The sequence below is a fragment of the Microbacterium petrolearium genome (assembly GCF_054782875.1).
This window is the reverse complement of the sequence record NZ_BAAGRQ010000012.1, coordinates 47,067-66,746: the sequence shown is the minus strand read 5'-3', so window position 1 is coordinate 66,746 and position 19,680 is coordinate 47,067. Positions and strand designations below refer to the sequence as shown.

Genomic DNA, 19,680 nt, shown 5'->3' with positions numbered 1-19,680 from the left:
GATGACGGCCCCCACGCAGGCGCCTGCAGAGGCGCAGAACGAGCACGCCCACCGCGACCCCGCGACGGTCATCATCCCGCCGCAGGACGAGGTGACGGTCCCCGTCCAGACGCGCTCGGAGCGCCCCCGCTCCTACGAGCCCGCCGACTTCGGCACCCCCAGCGGCCGCGAGGTCAACTGGGTGCACGCCCCGATCAAGCGGCTCTCGCCGCTGTTCGAGCGCGCGGCCGAGAACGACGGCGTGACCTACGCCTTCGATGCGGGTGAGCGCTACGACGCGGGCACGCTCGCGATCGGCGCCGCCCCGCGCGGCGAGGTGTTCGAGCCCGAGGACCTGCCCGCCGCCGTGGCGTGGCAGGGTTCGCCCGAGGCGCGGTTCATCCGCATCCCGCGCGAGGAGGAGGTCGCCGAGCCGATCGTCCTGCGCATCACGGGCCAGGGCGCCGAACGCCGGGCCGATGCGCACCTCGTGATCGAGGCGCAGGAGCACAGCCAGGCGGTCGTCGTGCTGCGGCACGAGGGCGCGGCGCAGCTGGCCGAGAACGTCGAGATCATCGTGCGCGACGGCGCGACCCTCACGGTCGTGGCCGTGCAGCGGTGGGACGACAGCGCGATCCACGCGGCGGCGCACCAGGCGCGCGTGGGCCGCGACGCCACGCTGCGTCACTTCGTCGTGAGCTTCGGCGGCGGCGTCGTGCGCGTGAACCCGAACGTCGAGCTCGCGGGCGCAGGATCGAACGGCGAGGTCTTCGGCCTGTCGTTCGCCGACTCGGGCCAGCACCTCGAGAGCCAGGTCTACCTGCACCACAAGGGCCCCGAGACGACCGGCAACGTGCTCTACAAGGGTGCGCTGCAGGGCGCGAGCGCGCGCAGCGTGTGGATCGGCGACGTGCTCATCGGCCCGGACGCCGTCGGCACCGACTCGTACGAGGCCAACCGGAACCTCGTGCTCACGAACGGCGCGCGCGCCGACTCGATCCCGAACCTCGAGATCCAGACGGGCGACATCAAGGGCGCCGGCCACGCGTCGGCCACCGGTCGCTTCGACGACGAGCAGCTGTTCTACCTGCAGGCCCGCGGCATCGACGAGGCCGAGGCACGTCGCCTCGTCGTGATCGGCTTCCTCGCCGAGATCGTGCAGAAGCTCGGCCTGCCCGAGCTGGAGGCCGAGCTCTCGGCCGCGATCGAGCAGGAGATCGCCGCCGGGGAGGGGATCGCCGCGTGAGCGCGACCCGCGTCTGCGCCAAGAGCGAGCTGGTCCAGGACCAGGCTCGCCGCGTGGAGGTGGACGGTGTGCCCATCGCGCTCGTCCTGGACGCCCAGGGCGAGGTGCACGCGATCGGCGACACCTGCACGCACGGCGACATCTCGCTGTCCGAGGGCTTCGTCGAGGGCGACTCGCTCGAGTGCTGGGCCCACGGCTCGGCGTTCTCGCTGCGCACCGGCAAGCCACTGAACCTTCCGGCCTACGAGCCGGTGCCCGTCTACGAGGTGACGATCGAGGGCGACGACGTGCTCATCGATCCCACCGTCATCAAGTCGGCCTGAGCCAGGCCCCACGAACTCTCCACAAGAAGGAATCAACATGACTGTCCTCGAGATCAAGGACCTGCACGTCACGGTCGAGACCGACGAGGGGACCACGCCGATCCTCAACGGCGTGACCCTGACCGTGCGCTCGGGCGAGACCCACGCCATCATGGGCCCGAACGGCTCGGGCAAGTCGACGCTCGCGTCGACGATCGCCGGCCACCCCAAGTACACCGTCACGGGCGGATCGATCACGCTCGACGGCGAGGACGTGCTGGAGATGGCCGTCGACGAGCGCGCCCGCGCCGGACTGTTCCTGGCCATGCAGTACCCCGTCGAGATCCCCGGCGTGACGGTGGCGAACTTCCTGCGCACCGCCAAGACCGCCATCGACGGCGAGGCCCCCGCCATCCGCACGTGGACGAAGGAGGTCAAGGAGGGCATGTCGGCCCTGCGCATGGACCCCAAGTTCGCGCAGCGCAACGTGAACGAGGGCTTCTCGGGCGGCGAGAAGAAGCGCCACGAGATCCTGCAGCTCGAGCTGCTGAAGCCGAAGCTCGCCATCCTGGACGAGACCGACTCGGGCCTCGACGTCGACGCGCTGAAGATCGTGTCGGAGGGCGTCAACCGCGCGAAGGAGAGCACCGGCCTCGGCGTGCTCCTCATCACGCACTACACGCGCATCCTCCGCTACATCCAGCCCGACTTCGTGCACGTGATGGTCGCGGGCAAGGTCGTCGAGGAGGGCGGCCCCGAGCTCGCCGAGCGCCTGGAGGCCGAGGGCTACGCCGCCTACCTGCCTGCGGACGCGCCCGTCGAGGCGTAAGGTCGGGGCCATGACCGCGACGCTCACTCCCGAGAAGTACGACGAGGTCACCGAGGCACTCAAGGACGTCATGGACCCCGAGCTGGGGGTCAACGTCGTCGACCTGGGCCTCATCTACGACCTCGGCTGGGACGACGAGAACGACGCCCTCGTCATCCACATGACGCTCACGAGCGCGGGCTGCCCGCTCACCGACGTCCTCGAGGAGCAGACGGCGCAGGCGCTGGACGGCGTCGTCGAGCAGTTCCGGATCAACTGGGTCTGGATGCCGCCGTGGGGTCCCGAACGGATCACCGACGACGGCCGCGACATGATGCGCGCGCTCGGCTTCTCCATCTGATCCACCCGACGAGGGCCCCGTCCACGGACGGGGCCCTCGTCGTTCCCGGCTTAGGATGAGACGGGTGACCACGCCTCTCGACGCCCTGCCGCTGAACCTCCTGCGGGCCCGCACGAGCAGCAAGTGGATGCGCTACCCGGACGAGGTGCTGCCGCTGTTCGTCGCCGAGACGGACTTCCCGCTCGCCGAGGTGATCGAGCGCGCGCTGCTCGACGCCGTGCGCCGCGGCGACACGGGCTACGCGCCGCCGGGCGACTCCCGCATCCCCATGGCGTTCGCCGGCTTCGCCGCGCGCCGCTTCGGCTGGCGGGTCGACCCGTCGCGCGTGCGCACGACGTGCGACGTCATGATGGGCGTCGCCGAGCTGCTGCGCGCCGTCACGGAGCCCGGCGACCGCGTGGTCATCACGCCCCCGGTGTATCCGCCGTTCTTCGGGGTGCACGAGGAGAGCAGCACCGTGCCCGAGACCGTGCCGCTGATCCGCTCGGAGGAGGGCTGGTTGCTCGACCTGGACGGGATCGAGCGCGCCTTCGCCGCCGGCGCCCGCGCGATCCTGCTGTGCAACCCGCACAACCCCACCGGCACGGTGCACGACGCCGCGACCCTCGCCGAGCTGGCGCGGATCGCGCAGCGGCACGGCGCGTGGGTGATCAGCGACGAGATCCACTCGCCGCTCACGCTTCCCGGCGCGAGCTTCACACCGTTCCTCGCGGCCGCGCCCGAGGCGGCCGAGGTCGGCTTCGCGCTCACGAGCGCGAGCAAGGCGTTCAACCTCGCGGGGCTGAAGTGCGCGCTCATCGTGACGGCCGCCGACGGCCCCACGCGCATCGTGCGACGCATCCCCGACGAGGTCGAGTGGCGCACGTCGATCCTGGGGCTCATCGCCGGCGAGGCGGCCATGACGGCGGGCGACGAGTGGCTCGACGCGCTTCTCGCGCGGCTCGACGCCAACCGGGTGCTGCTGACCGACCTGCTCGCCGAGCACGCGCCGGGGGCGCGCTACCTGCCGCCGCAGGCGGGCTTCCTGGCCTGGGTGGACTTCGCGGCGGGCGGCTGGGGCGATGACCCCGCGCTGCGCATCCTCAAGGAGGCGCGCGTCGCGCTGAACCCCGGCCCGTCGTTCGGCGAGCAGGGGCGCGGCTTCGCGCGGATCAACATCGGCACCGGGCCGGAGATCCTCACGGAGGCGCTGCGCCGCATCGGCGGGGTGCGGGCGTCGTGAGCGCGCCCCGCGATTTCTCCGGCCCCATCCCGATCCCCGCGCACCCGGCGCCGACGCGCGAGAGCATCTGGGACCCGAAGCACGTCTGGGTGACGATCGGCTCGTTCGCGCTCATCTTCCTCGCGGCGGTGCAGTCCCTGGCCGTGACGACCGTGATGCCGGCCGTGAGCGAGGCGCTGCACGGCGAGGCGCTGTACGCCGCGGCGTTCTCGGGCACCCTGGCCGCGAGCGTCATCGGCATGGTGGCCGTGGGGGCCTGGGCCGACCGGGCCGGACCCGTCGTGCCGCTGTACGCGGCCGTGGCGCTGTTCGTGACCGGACTGATCATCGACGCCCTCGCGCCGACGATGGGCGTGCTCGTGATCGGGCGGCTCGTGCTCGGGCTGGGATCGGGCGGCCAGCTGGTCGCGCTCTACGTGGTGGTGGCGCGGATCTTCCCCGCCGCCCTGCACGGCCGCGTGTTCGCCCTCTTCTCGGCCGCGTGGATCGTGCCGGCGCTCGTGGGGCCGTTCCTCGCCGGGGCGGTGGCGCAGTACCTGCACTGGCGCTGGGTGTTCGCGGGCGTCGCGGTGCTCGCGGTGCTCGCCATGGTCATGATCGCGCCGCGGCTGCGCGGCCTCGACGAGCCCGCGGGCGCGCCGGCGGCCGGATCGCGCCGGCTCATCGTGCGCCGCCTGCTGCTGGCCGTGATCGTGGCGGGCGCGGCGCTGTCGCTCGGGCTCGCGGGCGATCTGCCCAGCCCGTGGTCGTGGGTGATCGCGGCGGCCGCCCTGTTGCTCGTCGCGGTGGCCGCGGCGCCGCTGCTGCCGCGCGGCACGTTCCGCGCGGCGCCCGGACTGCCGTCGGTCATCCTGATGCGCGGCGTGCTCGCCGGCGGCTTCTTCGGCGCCGAGGTGTATGTGCCCAAGCTCTTCATCGACGCCTACGCCTGGACGCCGACCTTCGCGGGGCTCGGGCTCACGATCGCGGGCATCACGTGGGCGCTCGGGGCGGAGCTGTCGGCCCGTCACGCCGACCGCGTCGGCAACACGCGCCTCGTGCTCACGGGCGTGACGATCCTCGCGGGCTCGGTCGCGCTCGTGCTCGTCGCGGCCGTGGCGGGCTGGCCCGGCATCGTGCCCGCGCTCGCGTGGGGCGCCGCGGGCCTCGGCATGGGACTCGTGTACGCGCGGCTGTCGGTGCTCATGCTGGCGTACTCGAGCGCCGCGAGCCAGGGGTTCAACTCGTCGGCCCTGCAGATCGCGGATGCCGTGGGCTCCTCGGCCGTCATCGCCGTGATGGGCCTCGTCTTCCTCTCGCTCGGCCCCGCCACGGGCTTCTCGGCCGTGTTCGCGCTGGCGGTGCTCATCATGCTGCTCACGCTCGTGCCCGGCCTGCGGCTCGGGCACGCGCGCGAGCTCTGACGGGCCCCGCTCAGGAGCGCAGGCCCGCGAGGATCGCGGCGACGCCGGCGTCGAAGTCGGCGGCGGTCTCGTCCGCGACGGCCGTGGGGTCGGCCTCGACGGCGCCGAACTCGGCGGCCTGGATGCGCTGCTGCACGAGCGAGGCGTGCCCGAGGACGAACGGCAGCAGCACGCGGGCGGCGCGATCGGGATCGGCGGACCTGTCGCGCCCGAACGCGGCGCGCAGCGTGTCGTGCGCCGCGAGCGCGCCGAGCGACAGCGCCGCCGAGCTCAGCACGACCTCGGCCCCGTCGCGGTGGGCCAGCAGCGCCGAGCGCAGCGCCCGCGCCGTGCCGACGACATCCGCAGCGGGGGAGGCCTCCGCCACGATCCGGTCGGCGAGCGAGGCCAGCAGCGCCTGCTTGCTCTCGACGTGCCAGTACAGCGCGCTCGGCTGCACGCCCAGCTCGGAGGCGAGGCGGCGCATCGTGAGGTCGGGCAGGCCGTAGGCGTCGAGCAGCCGCAGGGCGACGTCGACGATGCCCTCCCGGTCGTGCCGCACGCGATCGCGCATGCCTCGACTATAGTGAACGCTGTTCAGTGAACGGTGTTCAGGAGGCGGAATGGCAGGGAAGTCCTGGGAGGCGCGCGACCTCGCGCGGGTCGCGGTATTCGCGGCGCTCATCGTGGTGCTGGGGCTGATGGGGCCGATCCCCGTGCCCGGCCTGCCCGTGCCGGTGACCGCGCAGACGCTCGGCGTCATGCTGGCCGGCACCGTGCTGGGCGGACGCCGCGCCGGAGCCGCCGTGCTCATCGTCTTCGTGCTCGTCGCCATCGGCCTGCCCGTGCTCGCGGGCGGACGCGGCGGCCTCGGCGTGTTCGTCGGCCCGACCGTCGGCTTCCTCCTCGGGTGGCTGCCCGGTGCGATGGTGGCGGGCTGGATCGCGCATTCCGGCCGGCTGACGTGGTGGCGGGTGCTGCTGGGCGCGCTCGTGGGCGGCATGGTCGTCGTCTACGCCGTCGGCATCCCGCTGCTCGCCCTCGTCGGCGGGCTCACGCTGCCGCAGGCGGCGCTGGCGAACGTGGCGTTCCTGCCGGGCGATGCCGTCAAGGTCGCCCTCGCCACGATCCTCACGCTGCTGCTGTACCGCGCGTACCCGCCGGCGTTCCCCGCGTCGGTCCGCGCGCGGCGCGCGGCGCGGGCGCGCGCGTGACGGCACCCGGCATCGAGGTGCGCGGGCTCGGCGTCGCCATCGACGGGGCCCGCATCCTCCGCGACATCACGGTGTCGCTGCCGCAGCGCCGGATCGCCGTGATCGGGGCGAACGGATCGGGCAAGTCGACCTTCGCGCGCACGCTCAACGGCCTCGTCGCCCCGAGCGAGGGGACCGTGCGCGTGGCCGGCATCGACGTGGCCCGCGAGCCGCGGCGCGCGCGCGAGGCGGTGGGGTTCCTCTTCACGAATCCCGACGCGCAGCTGCTCATGCCCACGCCGATCGAGGACCTCTCCCTCTCTCTGCGCGCGGCGGGGGCGAGCCGGCGCGAGGTCGCCGCCGAGGCCATGGCGGCGCTCGAGCGCTTCGGCCTGGCCGAGCGGGCCGATCAGCCGTCGTACAGCCTCTCGGGCGGGCAGAAGCAGCTGCTCGCGCTGGCGGCCGTGCTCGTGCGCCGGCCCCGCGTGGTGGTGGCGGACGAGCCGACGACCCTGCTCGACCTCGGCAACGCCCGCCGCATGGCGCGGCTGCTGCTCGAGGGCGACGAGCGCGGCCCGGTGGCGGATCAGGTGGTCATCGTCACGCACGACCTCGAGCTGGCCGCGCGCTGCGACGTCGCGCTGCGCTTCGCGGGCGGGCGGCTCGCCGAGACGGGGGAGCCCGAGGGCGTGATCGACCGGTACCGCGCGGAGTTCCCGTGATCGCGCTCTACCGGCCGGGGCGCAGCCCGCTGCACCGCGCGCCGGCCGGGGCGAAGCTGCTCGGGCTCGCCGCGCTCGGCCTGGCCGTGTCGCTCATCCCTCACACGGTCTGGACGGCGGCCGGAACGCTCGTCGGGGTGCTGCTGCTGTTCCTGCTCGGCGGCATGGGGCCGGGGGAGTTCGGGCGCCAGTTGTGGCGGGCGAAGTGGATCGTCCTCCTCCTCGCGATCTCGCAGGCGGTGTTCCTGGGGCCGGAGGCGGCGCTCATCGGCACGACCCGCGTCGTGGCGATCGTGCTGCTCGCCGCGCTGGTGACGCTCACGACGCCCATGGGCGAGCTGCTCGAAGCGCTGCAGACCGCCCTCGGCCCGCTGCGGCGCGTGGGCGTGGACCCCTGGCGCGTGGCGTTCACCGTCTCGCTCGCGATCGCCGCCGTGCCGGTCGTCGCCGGCTTCGCCGCGCAGGTGCGCGAGGCGCAGCGCGCCCGCGGCGTGCGGCTGGGGCCGCGGGCCGTGGTCACGTTGCTCGTCCTCGCGCTGCGGCACGGCGACGACGTCGCCGACGCCCTCACGGCCCGCGGCCTGGCCTAGGCCGTCTCCACCTCCGCGGCGGCATGCGGCGTGACACGCAGCCACGCGATGCGGCGGCGGTCGGTGGCGGTGACCTGGATGGTCGCGCCGGGCACGTCGATGGTGTCGCCGACGGCGGCCAGCCGTCCCAGCCGCTCGGTCACGAAGCCCGCGATCGTGTCGGACGCGCCGCGCGGCAGCTCGAGGCCCGTGAGCTCCTCGAAGTCCTGCAGGTTGAGGCGGCCGTCGATCATCCCGCTTGCCGTGGTGGCGACGCCGTCCGTGTCGTACTCGTCGAAGATCTCGCCCACGACCTCCTCCACGAGGTCCTCGAGCGTCACGATCCCGTCGGTGCCGCCGTACTCGTCGACGACGACCGCGATCTGGTGGTTCTCGGCCCGCATCTGCGTGAGGGTGGGCAGCACCCGTGCCGTCGACGGGAAGTACGGGATCGCGCGGATCGCCGACGCGAGCGCGCGGGACGGATCGTCCGCGGCCGCCTCGAAGAGGTCGCGCACGTGCACGAAGCCGACGATGTCGTCGATGGAGGTGTCCGACACCGGGTAGCGCGAGAACGGCAGCTCGCGCACCCGCTCCACCGCCGCCGACACCGTGTCGGTGGCATCGAGCGCGACGACCTCCGGGCGCGGCCGCATGACCTCGCTGATCTGCCGGCCGCGCAGCGAGAGCACGTCGTCGAGGATGCGCCGCTCGTCCTCCGGCAGGCCCTGATGGGTGGAGACGATGTCGCGGATCTCCTCCTCGCTCAGCTCGCCGGCGGTCTTGTGCGGGTCGCCGCCGAGCAGCCGCACGAGCGCGTTCGTGCACACCGACAGCAGCCAGATGACGGGGCGCATGATCGTCGCGAAGCCGTCGAGCACCGGCGCGACGGCGTACGAGAACGCGGTGTTGCGCTGGATGGCGAGCCGCTTGGGCACGAGCTCGCCGAGCACGAGGGAGAGGAACGCGATGACGAGCGTCAGCAGCACCGTCGCGACCGTGAAGGCCAGTGGCTCCGCCACGCCGAGGGCCTCGAGCAGCGGCGCGACGGACGGGGCGATCGATGTGGCGCCGTAGGCCGAGGACGCGAAGCCCGCGACGGTCACGCCGATCTGCACGGCGGACAGGAAGGTGTTGGGGTTGCGGGCGAGGGCGGCGACCTTCTGGCCGCGGCGGCCGCGGGCCGCGATGGCGTTGATCTGGCTCTCGCGCAGGGTCACGAGGGCCATCTCGGTGGCGGCGAAGACGCCGCCGATGAGGACGAAGAGCAGGACGAGGGCGATGTTCCAGAGCAGGGCGTCCATCAGCGGCCCCCTCGCTGCGGGACGGCGGCGCCCGGTGCGAGCCGGGCGCCGGGACTATGAGGGTCGGACGGATCGGACGTGCGAGCGGTGCTCACGAGCTCTCCTTCTGAGCGTCGGTGACGGGACGCGCGTCCGCGTCGTCCTCGCGCCGGCGATCGGCGCGGGTCTTGATGAGGCTGGCGACGGTGGCCACGGCGATGGTCGCGCCGATGAACAGCAGCGAGAACCAGATCGGGATCTCGGGCGCCCAGGCCACGCCCTCGCCGCCGTTGATGAACGGCAGCTCGTTCACGTGCAGCGCGTGCAACAGCAGCTTCACGCCGATGAACGCGAGGATCACGGCGAGGCCCTGCGCGAGGTAGACGAGGCGCTCCAGCAGGCCGCCGATGAGGAAGAACAGCTGGCGCAGGCCCATGAGGGCGAACGCGTTCGCGGTGAAGACGATGTACGCCTCCTCCGTGAGCCCGTAGATCGCCGGGATGGAGTCGACCGCGAAGACGAGGTCGATGAAGCCGATCGCGACGATCGTCAGCAGCATGGGCGTGACCCAGCGGCGGCCGTCCTTGCGGACGGTGAGGCGATCGCCGTGGTACTCGTCCGTGACGGGCAGCACGCGGCGCACGAGGCGCATGAACGCGCCGTCGGCGGGATTGTCGTCGTGCCCGCCGCGGGCCTGCCGGTACGCGAGCACGAGCAGCAGCGCGCCGAAGACGTAGAAGATCCACGAGAGGTTGGCGATGAGCGCGGCGCCGACGGCGATGAAGATGCCGCGCAGGATGAGCGCGATGACGATGCCGATCATCAGCACCTTCTGCTGATAGATGCGCGGCACGGCGAAGCCGGTCATCACGATGAGGAACACGAAGAGGTTGTCGACCGACAGGGCCTTCTCGGTGAGGTAGCCGGCGAAGTACTCGCCGCCGTACGTCCATCCCGAGACAAGGCCGATGCCCACGCCGAACAGCAGCGCGAGGCCGATGTAGAAGGCCGACCAGCGGGCGGCCTCGCCGACCGAGGGCGCGTGCGGCTTGCGCACGTGCGCGAAGAACTCGTAGACGAAGAAGACGATCGTGACGAGGATGGTGATGCCCCACACGACAGGGGTGATGTTCAAGGAAGGCTCCAGGACTTGGCGTGGACGAATCGACATCAAGGTCTTCCCCATTCCCGTGACGGGAACCGGTGGCCCGGAGTGCGATGCACCCGTAGTGACGAGCCGACCGTGTCGGAGTACTCCCCTTGCACTCTCGATCCTAAGGGATCGAGATGGATGCGGGCTGTCAGCCCGGGCGGCGGCCTAGCTGAAGCCGACCACGCGGCGCGCGACGCGGTAGGTCAGCAGCGTGACGCGCCGCCCCACGGGCCCGGGCAGGTTGGCGCTCGTGCCCATCACGCCGTGGCGCAGCCGCGTGTAGATCCACGGGCTCTCGTGCTTGATCTCGCGCCACAGGGCGCGCCGCTGCGCGAGGTGCTCGGGCGTGCCCGCGCGCACGAGCAGGGCCGAGGTGATGCCGCACAGCACCTCGACGTGGTGCAGCACGTAGCCGTACAGCCCCTGCGGCACGGTCGAAGGATGGGGGAGGGCCGCGAGCACGAGGCGCGTCACCCGCAGCTGCTGGTCGACGCGGCGCACCATGACGGCGTCGTTGACCGACTGGTCCGCGCGACCGATGAAGTAGCGGTACAGGTCGACGTCGAGGTAGTACAGCCGGCGGGTGTGCACGAGCGGCTGCACGACGTAGAGGTTGTCGACGTAGAAGGTGTGCTCGGGCAGCGCCAGCCCGGACTCCCGCAGCAGCGCCGTGCGATACGTGAGGGCGTGCATCATGAGGTACTGGCGGCGCCCGAAGACGCCCACCTCGTCCCAGCCGAACACGCGCCGGCGCGGCATGACGTCCTCGTACCGGATGTGCCGGCGGCTTCGTCCCAGCCGCTCGTGCACGTAGTTCGTCACGACCGCATCGACGCCGCCGGTGGCCTCGAGTCGCTCGAGCGTCGCCACGAGCAGGCGCAGGGCGGGCACATCCAGCCAGTCGTCGGCGTCGAGGACCTTCAGGTACGCGCCTCGCGCGGCGGCGACGCCCGCGCCGATCGCGCCGCCGTGCCCGCGGTTGCGCTGATGGATGACGCGGAAGGTGTCGGGGTGCTCGAACGCGTAGCGGTCGGCGAGCGCGCCGGTGTCGTCGTGCGATCCGTCGTCGACGACGATGACCTCGATGCGCTGCACGCCGATGAGGGGGTCGAGTGCGCGGGCGAGATACGCGGCGGCGTCGTACGCGGGCACGACGATCGTCAGCAGGGGATGCACGTATAGATCGTCGTCGAAGACGGGCGTTGGCACCAATTCAGCTCGCATTCGTGGGATCGAGACGTGGGGAGGGGAGGAGGATCCGCAGCGAGAACCAGCGCTCGTCGGCGGAGATCGAGACCGTGCCGCCGTAGCGCTCGACCGTCTGCTCGATGCTGCGCAGGCCGTAGCCGTGATCGGAGCGGCGGCCCTTGCGCGAGACGATGCGGCCGTCGGCGCGGTGCAGGACGCCGTCGAAGGTGTTCTCGACGCGCAGCATGGCGAAGTCGTCCTGCGCGAACAGAGCGACGCGCACCGCGCGGCGGTCGGGATCGTCCACGCGCCGCGTGTTCTCGATGGCGTTGTCGAGCGCGTTGCCCATGACGGCGACGATGTCGAGGTCGCTCATCCCCTCGAGCAGGGCGCCGTCGGCCACGCACGTGATCTCGACGCCGTCCTCGCGGGCCGCGGTCGCCTTCGCGTGCAGCACGGCGTCGAGCACGGCGCTGCCGGTGTGGAAGAGCGCGCCGTCGTCGGCGAACGAGCGCTCCAGCTCGTCCACGAGACGCGAGCGCGCGCCCGGATCGGACTCGGCCCGCAGCGCCTGGATCGCGTGCTTCATGTCGTGGTGCTTGCGCGCGGTCTCGTCGATCGCGCGCTTGGTGGCGCGGTACTGCTCGTGCTGGCTGCGCAGCAGCGACTGCATCGCCTGCGTCTGCGCGCGCGAGCGCAGCTCCATGCGCCACTCCTGCTGCGCGTACAGGGCGATGTAGCCGCACAGGTCGACGAGGGTGCGGATGTAGAAGATCTCGGGTCCCAGGCGGCCCGAGAACGGCGTGTTCGCGTTGACGAAGCTGAGGTTCGACAGCGCGAAGGTGACCGCCGCGATGGCGCCGGCCGAGATCACCTCGCGCCAGCCCACCTCGAGCGGCTCGGCGCGCGGCATGTGGCGCGCCTCGGCCACGCCGGCGATCGCGAAGCACGCGCCGTACGTGGCGACGAGCAGGGCGACGGCGGGCGGGGTCAGCTGCCCCGTCGGGAAGAAGTAGGTGTGCAGCTGCCAGTGCAGCGAGGCGACGAGCTCGGCCAGCACGAACGCCCGCGCCGTGAGGTACGCCGTCGTCGCCCAGCCGCCGGCGACGCTCGTGCGCAGGAAGACGAGCATGACGACCACGGCGGCGAGCATGCCGACGGTCCACAGCGGCAGCGGCAGGGCGTCGGCGAGCAGCTGCGTGGCCACGAGCGCCGCGAGCCCCGCCGCGAGCACGGCCACGAGCGTTGCAGGGCCGACGCGCCGCCGCACGATCGCGATGTACACCAGGCACGCGCCCCACTCGGCGAGGCCGGTGCAGATGCGGGGGATATCGGGCAGCGCCTCGCCGATCACGAGGCCGCCCCGACGGAGCCGATGTGCGCCGCGAGGGCGGCGAGGAACGCCTTGCGCTTGGGCCGGCTGATCGGCAGGACCGTGCCGTCGCGCAGGCGGCACTCGCTCTGCTCGACCCCGGTCACGTGGGCGAGGTTGACGAGGTAGCCGCTGTTGCACCGCTGGAACGCCGCGCCGTCGAGCTCGGCCTCGAGGGCCTTCAGCGACGAGACGACCGAGTGCGTCGCGGTGTGGGTGTGGATGAGCACGCGGTGCCCGGCGGTCTCGAGGTACACGATGTCGGCGAGGTCGACGCGGTGGTGGGCGCCGTCGGCCTGGAACAGCAGGGTGCGCCGCTCGCGGCGCGCGAGCTGCGCGAGCACGCGATCCATCTCCTGCGCGAATGCGGGGTACGCGACGGGCTTGAGCAGGTAGCTCAGCGCCTGCACCTCGTAGCCGCCCACGGCGTAGCGCGGCGAGTTCGTGATGAAGACGATCACGACGTCGTCGTCCAGCTCGCGCACGCGCCGCGCGGCGGCCATGCCCGAGACGCGCTCCATCTCGATGTCGAGCAGCAGCACGTCGTACTCGGGCCGGTAGCCCGTCACGAGGCCCGCGCCGTCGTCGAACACCGACACGTCGAACCGCACCCCCCGATCCGCCTCGTAGCGGTTCAGGTGGGCGACGGCCTGCTCCCTGCTGTGCGGGTCGTCCTCGACGACGCCGACCCGCACGATGCCTTCCACGACGCCAGCCTACTGACGGGTCATGGCCGCGCTCACGATTCGCGCGGCCCCCGCGCCGGCTCGGCCGCCGCGGCATCGGCCTCGGCGTCGGCGGTCTCGGGCACCTGGCGGAAGATGACCTTGAAGATCGGGTAGAACACCCAGAACGAGATGGCGGCGTTGATGATCATCGTCACGACGTCGGCGGTCGTCTCGCCCGTCGCGCCCCAGCCCCATGTGTCGATCAGCAGCTCGTAGATGGGCGCCTTGTAGAAGCCCTGCGCGGCCGCCGCGATGAACGTGATCACGACGTACGCGACGGCGTACCAGAACGCCGCGCGCCAGATCGAGGTGTTCGACTTGAACGTGATGTTGCGCTGCGCGAAGAAGTTGAGCACCTGCGCGATGAGCAGCGTGATCTGCACCGCGAGGAAGTAGGCGAGCCCGCCGCCGCCGGCGGGCAGCGGACCCGCGGCGTAGTCGAACATGTAGTACTGGCTGCCGTCCACGTTCGCGCCGATCGGCAGCCACCGGAAGTCCACGTCCACCAGGCCGGTGAAGCTGTCGAAGCCCCAGCGGAACAGCGGCATGAGCGCCAGCTGCAGCACCGTCACGCCGTTGGAGAGGAGGAAGAACATCGCGAACTTCGACAGCTCGGGATGCTTCTCCTGGAACGACGACCACCAGCGCCGGATCGAGGCGATCATGCGCGACCTCCACTCTGAGTCTCGAAGGAGCGGCGGGTGCGCCGCTCCGCCCGGCGTCCCCGCAGGAACGCTCGGATGATCTGGGCGAGACCGCGCAGGGCGCGGCCGTTCGCGAGCGTGAGCACGCCGTCGACGAGCTCGGGCGTCGCGAGTCCGCCCGACATCTTCGCGAGCGCCCGGAACGGCATGTTCAGCAGGAACAGCATGTTCAGGTCGGGCGTGCCCTTGCGCTCGGAGGAGGCGCGTCGCCCCTCGAGCAGGCGGTAGATGAGGCGTCCCAGTGCGCTGGGCGAGTCGGCGAGGCGCAGCAGCGGATCGTTCACGGCGATCCTGCCCGCCTCGTCGACGCGCGGGACATCGCGGCCGAGCAGCGCCGCGAAAGCCTCGTCCGATACGTCCGTCGTCCGCGCGGGGTACGCGGCCAGGGCCGGATCGGGCTCGCCCGCCGGGACGGTGCCCGCGACGTCGAGCGACGCGGTGAGGCGGAGGTCGCGCACGCTCGCGCCGACGCGCACCTCGTAGCGACCGGCCTCCACCTGCCACGACGCGGTCTCGGTGTCGTAGAACCGCAGGGCGCGCTCGGGGAGCGGGACGGTGATCGTGCGCGCCTCGCCGGGCTCGAGGTGCACCTTGCGGAAGCCGGCGAGCTCGAGTGCCGGGCGCAGCACGCGGCTCGCGTCCGCGCGGGCGACGTACACCTGCGCGACCTCCGCGCCGGCGACAGGTCCCGTGTTCTCGAGGGTGAAGGCGGCCTCGCGCTCGGTGACGACGAGGTCGCGGTAGGCGAACGTCGTGTAGCTGAGCCCGAAGCCGAACTCGAACGCGACGTCCGCGCCGGTGCTCTCGTACCAGCGGTAGCCGACGAACGGACCCTCCCGGTACTCGGCGGTCGCGCCCGTGGCGGGGAACGCCCCGGCGGTGGGGGTGTCGGCGAGCGAGACGGGGAGCGTCTCGGCGAGGCGCCCCGACGGGTTCACGGCGCCCGTGATCACGTCGACGAGCGCCTCCGCGCCGGCCTGGCCGCCGAGGTAGCCGTGGACGAGGGCGTGCGCGTCGGATGCCCACGCCGTCTCGACGGCGCCGCCCGCGCTGAGCAGGACGACGACGGGCACGCCCGTCGCGGCGACGGCGCGCAGGGTCTCGATCTGGTTGCGCGGGATCTCGAGGGTCGCGCGATCCATGCCCTCCGACTCGGCCGTCTCCGGCAGGCCGAGGCACACGATCGCCACGTCCGCCTCGCGGGCCGCCCGCGCGGCCTCGGCGACGAGGGCGGGTTCGGGCGCGCCGTCGCGACGGAAGCCCTGGGCGTGGCCGGCGAGGGCGAGCGGGGAGGCGGCGACGGCGTCGACGAGGTTCGTCACGCGCGTGGCGTTGACGAGCGACGATCCGGCCCCCTGGTAGCGGGGGTTCTGCGCGAAGTCGCCGATCAGCGCCACGCGCGTGCCGGCGGCGAGCGGGAGGATGCCGCCCTCGTTGCGGAGCAGCACGGCCGACTCGGCGGCGGCGCGGCGGGCGAGCGCGTGGTGACCCGCGACGTCGATCGCGGTGCGCGCGGCGACGTTCGCCGTGCGCTCGATGAGCACGAGCAGCTCGCGGACGCGGTCGTCGAGGTCGCTCTCGGCGAGCTCGCCGCCCTCGACCGCCGCGACGATCTCGCGCGCCGAGGTGAAGCCGGGGGAGGGCATCTCGAGCGTGCCGCCGGCGGCGACGGCCGCCGCGGCGTCGTTCCCGCCGCCCCAGTCGCTGATGACGGCGCCGTCGAAGCCCCACTCGTCGCGCAGCACGTCCTTCAGGAGGTGCGCGTTCTCGTGGGCGTAGGCGCCGTTCACGAGGTTGTACGACGACATGATCGCCCAGGGGCGGGCCTCGCGCACGACGATCTCGAACGCCGTGAGGTAGATCTCGCGCAGCGTGCGCTCGTCGAGCACGGAGTCGCTGGCCATGCGGCGCAGCTCCTGGCTGTTCGCGGCGAAGTGCTTGGGGGTGGCGGCCACGCCCTGCGACTGGATGCCGCGCACGTACGCGGCGGCGAGGCGGCCGGACAGCTCCGGGTCCTCGGAGAAGTACTCGAAGCTGCGCCCGCCGAGCGGGCTGCGCTTGATGTTGAGGCCGGGCCCCAGCAGCACGTTCACGCCCTGCGCGCGCGCCTCCTCGCCGAGCGCCGTGCCGATCCGCTCGGCCAGCTCCTCGTCCCACGCGTTCGCGACGGTCGCCGCGGTGGGGAAGCACGTGGCGGGCTCCGAGGCGGCGATGCCGAGGTGGTCGCCCGCGCCCGTCTGCTTGCGCACGCCGTGCGGGCCGTCGGCCAGCCAGATCCGGTCGATGCCCGCGCGCGGCACGGGGCGCGTCTGCCACGTGTTCTCGCCGCTCAGCAGCGCCGCCTTCTCGAGCAGTGTGAGGCGGGAGATCGTGTCGTCGTGGGTCATGCGTTGCTCCTGTGGGGTGACGTCCCGCCGGTGACGGCGGGACGGGGCGGGCGCCTCGGGAGAGGACGCCCGCCCCGGTGTGCGTCAGGCCGTCGCGGCGCCTTCCGCCTCGGCCGGCGTGCCGGAGGGACGGTGACGGCGCACGCGGATCACGACCCACACGATGCCGGCCGCGATGAGCAGGCCGAGGGCGATCGTGGCCCACAGGACCCCGAGCTCCCAGCCGGCCATGTGGTACTCGAGCGTCGCGCCCGGCGCCATGCCGTTCATCGCGTTCGAGTTGGCGACCGTGTAGAGGATGTGGTGCATCGCGGTGCGCATGTTGTGCACCGCCGCGGCGCTCTCCGTGTCCTGCATGACCTTGGAGCCGGCGAAGGTGAGCTGCAGGTCGGAGCCCGCGGCGATGCCCTGGTCGGCGTACATGTAGTCGTACAGGTTGAAGTCGGTGATGACGAAGCCGTCGAAGCCCCACTCCTCGCGGAGCACGTCGGTCATCAGCGCCGTCGATCCGCCGGCCCACGTGGTGCCGAGCAGGTTGAACGAGCTCATGATGCCGAGCGCGCCGACCGTGGTGGTCTGCGGCTCGCCCTCGGCGTCGAGGTAGGGGACCTCGCCCGAGGTCTCCTTCACGGGGATCTCGAACGCCTTGAGGTAGATCTCGCGCATCGCCTGCTCGGTGACCCACGTCGCCAGGCCCTTGCCGTTGACGCGGTTGGTCTCCTGGTCGTTCAGCGCGAAGTGCTTCGTCAGCGTGTAGACGCCGCGCTCCATCGCACCGTTCGAGACGGCCGTGGCGAGCTTGCCCGAGATGACCGGGTCCTCCGAGTAGTACTCGAAGTTGCGGCCCGCGAAGGGCGAGCGGTGCAGGTTGACCGCCGGGGCGTACCAGCCGTTGGCGCCCATCGTGAGCGCCTCGTTGCCGACGGAGACGCCCATCTCGCGGGCGAGCTCGACGTTCCAGGTCTGGCCGATGAGGTACTCGGACGGGAACGCCGTGCCGGTCCACAGGGCCGGGTTGATGAACGAGCTGAAGCCGGCGGGGCCGTCGAGGTCGTTCGTGCGGATCTTGCCGATCTCCGGGATGGCCGCCGTGTTGTAGGCGCCCGAGAGCAGCACGTCGGTCATGTCCTCGACCGTGAGCTGGTCGAGCAGCTCGTCCCACTTCGGGTCGTCCGCGTCAAGGCCGCGCAGGTCGATCAGCGAGAGGTCGTTGTCGGCGCCGGTGGTCGGCATCTCCACATCGGCCTCGGCGTTGACGGCGGCCGCGTCGTACGGCTCGAAGCCCTCGACGACGGCGTCGCTGGCGACGAAGTCGTCGCCCTCGGGGGCGGTGGGGAAGGTACCGGCGAAGTCCGCGCGCGAGAACTCGGTGCGGTTCTCGTCGAACGCTGCCGAGACGTCGTCGAAGCGGTTCACGGCCGGGACCTCGTCGCTCGCGCGACCGTCGACGTAGGCGATCGTCTCGTCCACCGTGTAGGTGATGGGCTCGACGCCCGCCGCCAGGTGGTGCGAGTCGGTCTGGAGCTTGAGCTCGTAGTCGCCCTGCTCGAGCACGTACGCGCCCGCGCCGCGCCAGTCGTAGGAGGCCATGTCCTCGACGTCCATCGTGACGGTGACCGTCTCGGTCGCGCCCGGCTCGATGACCGGGGTCTTGACGAAGTCGCCGAGCACGACGTGCGCCTTCTCGATGCCGCCCGGCGTGTACGGAGCGGTGTAGTACAGCTGCACGACGTCCTTGCCCGCGACGTCGCCCGTGTTCGTCACGGCCACGTCGATCGAGATCTCGCCGTCGACGTCGCCGAGCTCCTGCCCGGTCACGGCCCACTCGAACTCGGTGTAGCTGAGGCCGTAGCCGAAGGGGTAGACCACGGCCTGGTCGTAGTCGATGAAGCCCTCGGCGGCCGCGGTCTCGTAGTAGCGGTAGCCGACGTAGATGCCCTCCTCGTAGTCCACGAAGTAGGCGTCGTCGATGTTCTCGTACGCGTAGTCGCCGAAGTTGGCGAACGTCGGGTCGGCGGTGAAGTCGCGCGCGAAGACGTCGACGGTGTGACCGGAGGGGTTCACGTCGCCGATCAGGATGGAGCCGAGGGCCTGGAAGCCGTTGGCGCCGGGGGAGCCGACGAGCAGGATGCCGTCGATCTCCGGGTCGTCCTGCAGCGTGCCGAGCTCGAACGACGTCGAGGCGTTGACGAGCACGACGACGTCGTCGAAGTGCTCCTTCGCGAGGTTGAGGGCGTCGATCTCGTCGGTGTTCAGCTCGAGCTGGTGCGTGCCGGGCTCGGCGCGGTCGTCCCACGCCGTCATGTCGGTGGCGAGGTCGCCGCCCTCACCGCCGCCGCGGCCGATCACGACGATCGCCGCGTCGCCGTACTCGCCGAACGAGTCGATCGCCGCGTCGGTGTAGTCGCTCACCGGCATCTCGCCGATGTTGTAGTTGGAGGCCTCGGGGTCGTCCATCACGATGTTCGTGCGGCCGCCGTCGGCGGGGGCGTTGTCGGCGGCGAAGTCCGCGAGGAGGTCGTAGACCGTGTCGTTGACGGTGAAGCCGCCGGCCTCGATGCCCGCGCGGATGTTCGTCGCGCTCGTCGTGTCGGCGGTGCCCGATCCGGAGCCGCCGTAGACCGGGTCGGCGGCGCCGCGGCCGAGCAGCGTCACGGCGCCCGGCTCGAGCGGCAGGGTGCCGTTGTTCTTGACGAGGGTCATGCCCTCCTCGGCGATCTTCACGACCGTCTCGGTCGACGCCGCCTTGGCCTCGTCGACGGTGGCGTGGTCGCCCTCGTAGTACCGGGTGTCCCAGTCCTCGGTCTCGGCGGTGTTCTTGATCTCCCAGGTGCCCGCGCCCATGTAGGACTCGATCGCGCCCCGGAACATCCCGATCGCGACGTTCGCACCGACGGCGATCACCGTCACGAACGCGAGGACCGGTACCCAGATCCAGAGGAATCTCTTGTTGCTCATCGGCTTCTTCGGCTTCTTCGCCGTGGCGTCGCTCACGTGCTGCTCTCCTTGCAGTTCCCGCGCCCCTGCATCCGTGCAGGCGCGTCCGGTGTCATAGGGACCTTCTCGACATCTCAGCACCCG

General features: G+C 71.9%; 18 protein-coding genes. 9 read left to right on the top strand and 9 right to left on the bottom strand.

Annotation, left to right across the window (positions count from 1 at the left end; genetic code table 11):
* Position 1 precedes the first annotated feature (1 nt).
* The 6 genes from sufD (at position 2) to ACYVJ0_RS10355 (ending at position 5,321) form a co-directional block, all read left to right on the top strand.
* Positions 2-1,225: a Fe-S cluster assembly protein SufD gene (gene sufD / locus ACYVJ0_RS10380; RefSeq protein WP_460817686.1), complete on the top strand. Its 1,224-nt coding sequence runs from the start codon at positions 2-4 to the stop codon at positions 1,223-1,225.
* Positions 1,222-1,548, top strand: coding sequence for a non-heme iron oxygenase ferredoxin subunit (locus tag ACYVJ0_RS10375; protein WP_449853701.1), 327 nt, complete (start codon positions 1,222-1,224; stop codon positions 1,546-1,548). Before sufD ends, ACYVJ0_RS10375 begins: the two co-directional genes overlap by 4 nt.
* 37 nt (positions 1,549-1,585) lie before the next feature.
* Positions 1,586-2,356: a Fe-S cluster assembly ATPase SufC gene (sufC, locus tag ACYVJ0_RS10370; RefSeq protein WP_449853700.1), complete on the top strand. Its 771-nt coding sequence runs from the start codon at positions 1,586-1,588 to the stop codon at positions 2,354-2,356.
* A 10-nt stretch (positions 2,357-2,366) separates the two neighbouring features.
* Positions 2,367-2,696 (top strand): metal-sulfur cluster assembly factor, encoded by a 330-nt coding sequence (locus ACYVJ0_RS10365; protein ID WP_261167227.1) that lies wholly within the window; start codon positions 2,367-2,369, stop codon positions 2,694-2,696.
* A gap of 64 nt (positions 2,697-2,760) precedes the next feature.
* On the top strand, positions 2,761-3,918 hold the full coding sequence (locus ACYVJ0_RS10360; RefSeq protein WP_460817683.1) for a MalY/PatB family protein: 1,158 nt from the start codon (positions 2,761-2,763) through the stop codon (positions 3,916-3,918).
* Positions 3,915-5,321 carry an MFS transporter gene (locus ACYVJ0_RS10355; RefSeq protein WP_460817681.1) on the top strand — a complete coding sequence of 469 codons (1,407 nt, stop codon included), beginning with the start codon at positions 3,915-3,917 and terminating at the stop codon, positions 5,319-5,321. The genes ACYVJ0_RS10360 and ACYVJ0_RS10355 overlap by 4 nt, the downstream gene beginning before the upstream one ends.
* Before the next feature lie 10 nt (positions 5,322-5,331).
* Here the strand turns inward: ACYVJ0_RS10355 and ACYVJ0_RS10350 are convergent, their stop codons facing one another.
* Entirely contained in the window at positions 5,332-5,874 is a 543-nt protein-coding gene (locus ACYVJ0_RS10350; RefSeq protein WP_449853697.1) for a TetR family transcriptional regulator, read from the bottom strand.
* A 49-nt stretch (positions 5,875-5,923) separates the two neighbouring features.
* On the opposite strand from ACYVJ0_RS10350, the gene ACYVJ0_RS10345 reads away from it, so the two are divergent.
* From ACYVJ0_RS10345 to ACYVJ0_RS10335, 3 genes are read left to right on the top strand one after another with little or no spacing between them, the layout of a single operon-like run.
* Complete coding sequence (locus ACYVJ0_RS10345) at positions 5,924-6,514, top strand: biotin transporter BioY (RefSeq protein ID WP_460817680.1); 591 nt, start codon at positions 5,924-5,926, stop codon at positions 6,512-6,514.
* On the top strand, positions 6,511-7,215 hold the full coding sequence (locus tag ACYVJ0_RS10340; protein ID WP_460817678.1) for an energy-coupling factor ABC transporter ATP-binding protein: 705 nt from the start codon (positions 6,511-6,513) through the stop codon (positions 7,213-7,215). The genes ACYVJ0_RS10345 and ACYVJ0_RS10340 overlap by 4 nt, the downstream gene beginning before the upstream one ends.
* Positions 7,212-7,805, top strand: coding sequence for an energy-coupling factor transporter transmembrane component T family protein (locus ACYVJ0_RS10335; protein ID WP_460817677.1), 594 nt, complete (start codon positions 7,212-7,214; stop codon positions 7,803-7,805). Before ACYVJ0_RS10340 ends, ACYVJ0_RS10335 begins: the two co-directional genes overlap by 4 nt.
* On the opposite strand, the gene ACYVJ0_RS10330 is transcribed toward ACYVJ0_RS10335, so the two are convergent.
* The 8 genes from ACYVJ0_RS10330 to ACYVJ0_RS10295 form a co-directional block, all read right to left on the bottom strand.
* Entirely contained in the window at positions 7,802-9,088 is a 1,287-nt protein-coding gene (locus ACYVJ0_RS10330; protein ID WP_449853693.1) for a hemolysin family protein, read from the bottom strand. The genes ACYVJ0_RS10335 and ACYVJ0_RS10330 overlap by 4 nt on opposite strands.
* A gap of 91 nt (positions 9,089-9,179) precedes the next feature.
* A complete protein-coding gene (locus tag ACYVJ0_RS10325) occupies positions 9,180-10,202 on the bottom strand; it encodes a TerC family protein (protein WP_460817675.1) in 1,023 nt (340 codons plus the stop codon).
* 183 nt (positions 10,203-10,385) lie between these two features.
* Positions 10,386-11,396, bottom strand: a complete 1,011-nt coding sequence (locus tag ACYVJ0_RS10320; RefSeq protein WP_449853691.1) for a glycosyltransferase family 2 protein — start codon at positions 11,394-11,396, stop codon at positions 10,386-10,388.
* Between the two features lie 37 nt (positions 11,397-11,433).
* Entirely contained in the window at positions 11,434-12,762 is a 1,329-nt protein-coding gene (locus ACYVJ0_RS10315; RefSeq protein ID WP_460817673.1) for an ATP-binding protein, read from the bottom strand.
* Positions 12,759-13,487, bottom strand: coding sequence for a LytR/AlgR family response regulator transcription factor (locus tag ACYVJ0_RS10310; RefSeq protein WP_449853665.1), 729 nt, complete (start codon positions 13,485-13,487; stop codon positions 12,759-12,761). The genes ACYVJ0_RS10315 and ACYVJ0_RS10310 overlap by 4 nt, the downstream gene beginning before the upstream one ends.
* Positions 13,488-13,519: 32 nt before the next feature.
* Entirely contained in the window at positions 13,520-14,173 is a 654-nt protein-coding gene (locus ACYVJ0_RS10305) for a hypothetical protein (protein ID WP_449853664.1), read from the bottom strand.
* Positions 14,170-16,599, bottom strand: coding sequence for a glycoside hydrolase family 3 C-terminal domain-containing protein (locus tag ACYVJ0_RS10300; RefSeq protein ID WP_460817671.1), 2,430 nt, complete (start codon positions 16,597-16,599; stop codon positions 14,170-14,172). Before ACYVJ0_RS10300 ends, ACYVJ0_RS10305 begins: the two co-directional genes overlap by 4 nt.
* Positions 16,600-16,683: 84 nt before the next feature.
* Positions 16,684-19,593, bottom strand: a complete 2,910-nt coding sequence (locus ACYVJ0_RS10295) for a glycoside hydrolase family 3 N-terminal domain-containing protein (RefSeq protein ID WP_460817670.1) — start codon at positions 19,591-19,593, stop codon at positions 16,684-16,686.
* Positions 19,594-19,680 lie beyond the last annotated feature (87 nt).